The organism is Rhizobium sp. P1_E6 (assembly GCF_056405875.1).
Genome location: NZ_JBFUBG010000202.1, coordinates 1 through 3,251, shown reverse-complemented (window position 1 = coordinate 3,251; position 3,251 = coordinate 1). Strand labels below are relative to the sequence as shown.

6 protein-coding genes are annotated in these 3,251 nt (G+C 59.5%); 3 read left to right on the top strand and 3 right to left on the bottom strand.

What is annotated here, in order from left to right:
* Together AC1D35_RS35245 and AC1D35_RS35240 are read left to right on the top strand one after the other, a co-directional pair.
* Positions 1 to 932 (top strand): M24 family metallopeptidase (locus tag AC1D35_RS35245; protein ID WP_477942560.1); only part of this gene is annotated, 932 nt, incomplete at its 5' end.
* Position 933: 1 nt separating this feature from the next.
* Positions 934 to 1,635, top strand: a complete 702-nt coding sequence (locus AC1D35_RS35240; protein ID WP_477942558.1) for a flavin reductase family protein — start codon at positions 934 to 936, stop codon at positions 1,633 to 1,635.
* 277 nt (positions 1,636 to 1,912) lie between these two features.
* On the opposite strand, the gene AC1D35_RS35235 is transcribed toward AC1D35_RS35240, so the two are convergent.
* The 3 genes from AC1D35_RS35235 to AC1D35_RS35225 form a co-directional block, all read right to left on the bottom strand.
* A complete protein-coding gene (locus AC1D35_RS35235; RefSeq protein WP_477942556.1) occupies positions 1,913 to 2,203 on the bottom strand; it encodes a GNAT family N-acetyltransferase in 291 nt (96 codons plus the stop codon).
* A 109-nt stretch (positions 2,204 to 2,312) separates the two neighbouring features.
* Positions 2,313 to 2,534 (bottom strand): hypothetical protein, encoded by a 222-nt coding sequence (locus AC1D35_RS35230; protein WP_464753319.1) that lies wholly within the window; start codon positions 2,532 to 2,534, stop codon positions 2,313 to 2,315.
* Positions 2,447 to 2,839 (bottom strand): DeoR family transcriptional regulator, encoded by a 393-nt coding sequence (locus tag AC1D35_RS35225; RefSeq protein ID WP_446983684.1) that lies wholly within the window; start codon positions 2,837 to 2,839, stop codon positions 2,447 to 2,449. Before AC1D35_RS35225 ends, AC1D35_RS35230 begins: the two co-directional genes overlap by 88 nt.
* Before the next feature lie 139 nt (positions 2,840 to 2,978).
* Here AC1D35_RS35225 and AC1D35_RS35220 point away from each other — a divergent pair, with 139 nt between their 5' ends.
* On the top strand, positions 2,979 to 3,098 hold the full coding sequence (locus AC1D35_RS35220) for a hypothetical protein (RefSeq protein WP_024324033.1): 120 nt from the start codon (positions 2,979 to 2,981) through the stop codon (positions 3,096 to 3,098).
* Positions 3,099 to 3,251: the final 153 nt, after the last annotated feature.

The following is a 3,251-nucleotide window of genomic DNA, read 5'->3' as shown; positions in this document are numbered from 1 at the left end:
CCTCGCTGACCTTCTGGGCGGCACTCGACGAACTGATGCCGAAGACGAAGTTTGTCGCCGACAATGCCATTCTCGACCGGATGCAAAAAGTCAGATCGCCGCGCGAGATCACGATGTTCCGCGCCGCCGCTCAGCTCATCAGCATCTCCACGCAAGCGGCCTATCATGTCGCCAAGCCCGGCGTGACCGATCATGAAATCTACGCCGCCTTTACCCAAGCGCAACTGACCTACGGAGGTGAGACGGGCGATGGCTACCAGATCGGCATCAACGAGTTCGGCACCCATTGCGGCAAGCCCTACGGCCACGTCGTCCGGCCGGGTGACCTGATCAATCTGTATGTCTCCAACGTCACGTACCGCGGCTACACGGCCCAGACCGCGCGCATGATCGCGGTCGGCGGGATTACCAAGCGGCAGGAAGAGGTGCTGGCCGCCTGCACCGAAGGCGTCAAGCGCGCCGAAAAGCTGATCCGCCCTGGCGCCCTGATGCGCGACGTCAATAACGCGGCCTTCGAGCCGATGATCGAGCGAGGAATGTTGGGTTCGCCTGAGGCGCGCAGCATGCCCTATAACTGGGCGCCGATGGACGATGGCGGTGCCCGCCTCATCCCGCGCCAGTATGTGAAAAACATCGACTGGGAAGCGCAGGGCCGCAYGCTGATGCATGTCTACCCGGCCACGCACGGTCCGCATAACCCCAATCTCGGCCACTCGGTCGGCATGGCCGGCGGTCAGAACAGCTTCAACATCTCGTCGCACAATTACGACCGGATGGAAGAGGGCATGGTCTTCGTTCTCCATACCCAATGGCTGGAACCGCTATCGGCCGGTTGCAATGTCGGCGACATGTATGTCGTCACCAAGGATGGGTTCGAGAACCTCTCCCGCCACACCCCGCTTGAAACCCATCGCGTTGCTGCCGAGGCCTGATATGTACGACCACACCCATTTCGACTTCTCCGGACTCACCGAGCGCGAGCGCTACAAGATCCTGATCGGCACCGTGATCCCGCGCCCGATCGCGCTGGTAACGACGGTGAGCAAGGATGGCCAGCCGAACGCCGGCCCGTTCAGCTTCTTCAACGTTTTGACCCACGATCCGGCCATCGTTGCCATCGGTGTCGAGAACTATGCTGACATGCGCTTCAAGGACACTGCCCGTAACATCCGCGAGACCGGCGAGTTTACCGTCCACATCTGCGACAATGCGCTTGTCGACCAAATGGAGGTCTGCGCGATCAAGTTCGGCCCCGAGGTGAACGAGATGGAGGAAGCTGGCCTTGCAACTGTGCCGGGCCAGATGGTGAAGAGCCCACGTATTCTCGCGGCACCCGCCGCTTTGGAATGCCGTCGGCACACGACACTGCAGGTCGGACCGGCGCGCGAGATCATTCTTGGCGAAGTCGTTGGTGTTTTCGTTCGCAGTGACGCGGTCGATGCATCGAATCTGCATATCGATCAGCAGATGATGGACGCCGTCGGCCGGATGGGTGGCCATACCTACGCCCGAACCCGCGACCAGTTCGACATCAAGACGCTGACGCCGCAAGAATGGGAAAACCGGWAGAGTTTGCCGAAGACAGCAGCCGAATGTGAGAAATGCCAACCGWCAACTGTAGATACAGAGACTTAGGCCTTGTGACTAACGAGCAGTCGCATGGTCGAAGGTTCAGACCCTTTCAAGGCGAGAGTTTGTAGACGTAGTGACCCGGTTGAAAATCACCCACTACCGGCCCGCGCAGAGCTTCGGCGTCGACCACCTTGGGATCAACGTGGCGCGGTTCATCGACCGCGCCTTCGCAATTACGCTCGTCGCCCCGGCAGATGACCCGAGACCCGCCCGAAGCGAGCGGCCGAAGAACTTGAACGCTCGTTCGATGCGACTAAACCGCATTTGGTGCTAGTGCTCCTCACAGCACCTTTTGCATTCGGATTCCGCCGGCGCCAGGTCCCAACTCTAACCAGCCGTAAGCGAGGTAGAAGCGTAAAGCAGTTCTGGTGCTTACCAGCTTTCCCAGCGGTATGCCGGCATTGCGGAGCGAGTCTTCCATAGTGGCCAATAGTGCCTTGCTCACCCTCAGAAGGCGGTACTCGGGAGCCACGTAGTTGAGGACGATGCTGTCGCCTGCGACTGCCCCCACCGCCGCGATTTCGCCGCTGACTTCTGCGACCCAGACCGTTTGGGCAGGATTATCCATCATCTACCAATGCCTGCTTCAGACTTGTTTTGCGTCCATTGACGCAGGCGGCGTGGGTCGTTTCCGTGATCCTCAGTGCAAAGGGACGTGATCGAGGCCGTCAGCACCCGGCTCATCGCCGGAATATCGGCGCGGATGTGGGAGATACCCTCACTTGCGACGCCCCTACCGCGACATTGGAGTGCTTGTAGATGCGGCCGCCGACGAGGTCGACCTCGATGCCCGGGTGGTCGGACAGCGCGACCACTATATCGGGGCTGTGCGTGACAACGGTCGCATGGAGTTGCATAGGAAGAGCGCGGGCCACCGCAACGGTGCTTGTTCCGCCATCCAGGAATATGATCTGGCCATTCCTAACCGTCGCTGCCGCCGCCTTTGCGATTCCGTCTTGTCCTCGACAGAAATTTTCCTCCGGCTTGGAAGATCAGCGAGTGCTTTGGATGCGGGCAGAGCCGCACCATGGACCCGTTGAAGCAAACCTTCCGAGGCAAGCTCGCGAAGGTCGCGACGGATCGTATCTTCCGAGAGGCCCAGCGTCAGGCTGAGCTCTTTCGCGACCACGCGGCCTGTGGTTCCAAGGGTCTCAAGGATAAGGGCTTTTCTTTCGCTCGTCAGCGTGGGGACGCAGGCCTTGGTCATCTGATGCACGCTTACCAAGGGGGACAACGATCCGTCTGGTCTGTGACCTTTCTGCACTAGTTACTTATATAAGTAATCACTACTATCTGATTCGTCGCCGACCACAACGTGTGCGAATCTAAGGATAGGGGACTTCTTGATGAGCAGAATTCTAGTCTTGATCATTGCAATGTTCGCAGTCGCCAACCTGAGCGCCTGCGGGACGATCGGCAAGGGCAAGGGGAAAGCTCCGCCGCCAGCCGAGGCGGTCTACAAGTAACCACCAGTGTTTAGAATGTGGAGAAGGGCGATGCTGCCCTTCTCCACACAGCGTCGCCATGCTTGGCTCGTTTTTCGACTTTCGACGCAAGACTGGCATATGAGCATTTTCAGGCCCGGCAACTGCCAGGGCTCGCAGCATGGAGCCTAGGAA

Bases quoted from the DNA above. Each gene is read 5' to 3' on its own strand.
- AC1D35_RS35235 (WP_477942556.1), bottom strand. From the start codon at position 2,203: ATGATGGATAATCCTGCCCAAACGGTCTGGGTCGCAGAAGTCAGCGGC.
- AC1D35_RS35220 (WP_024324033.1), top strand. From the start codon at position 2,979: ATGAGCAGAATTCTAGTCTTGATCATTGCAATGTTCGCAGTCGCCAAC.
- AC1D35_RS35225 (WP_446983684.1), bottom strand. From the start codon at position 2,839: ATGACCAAGGCCTGCGTCCCCACGCTGACGAGCGAAAGAAAAGCCCTT.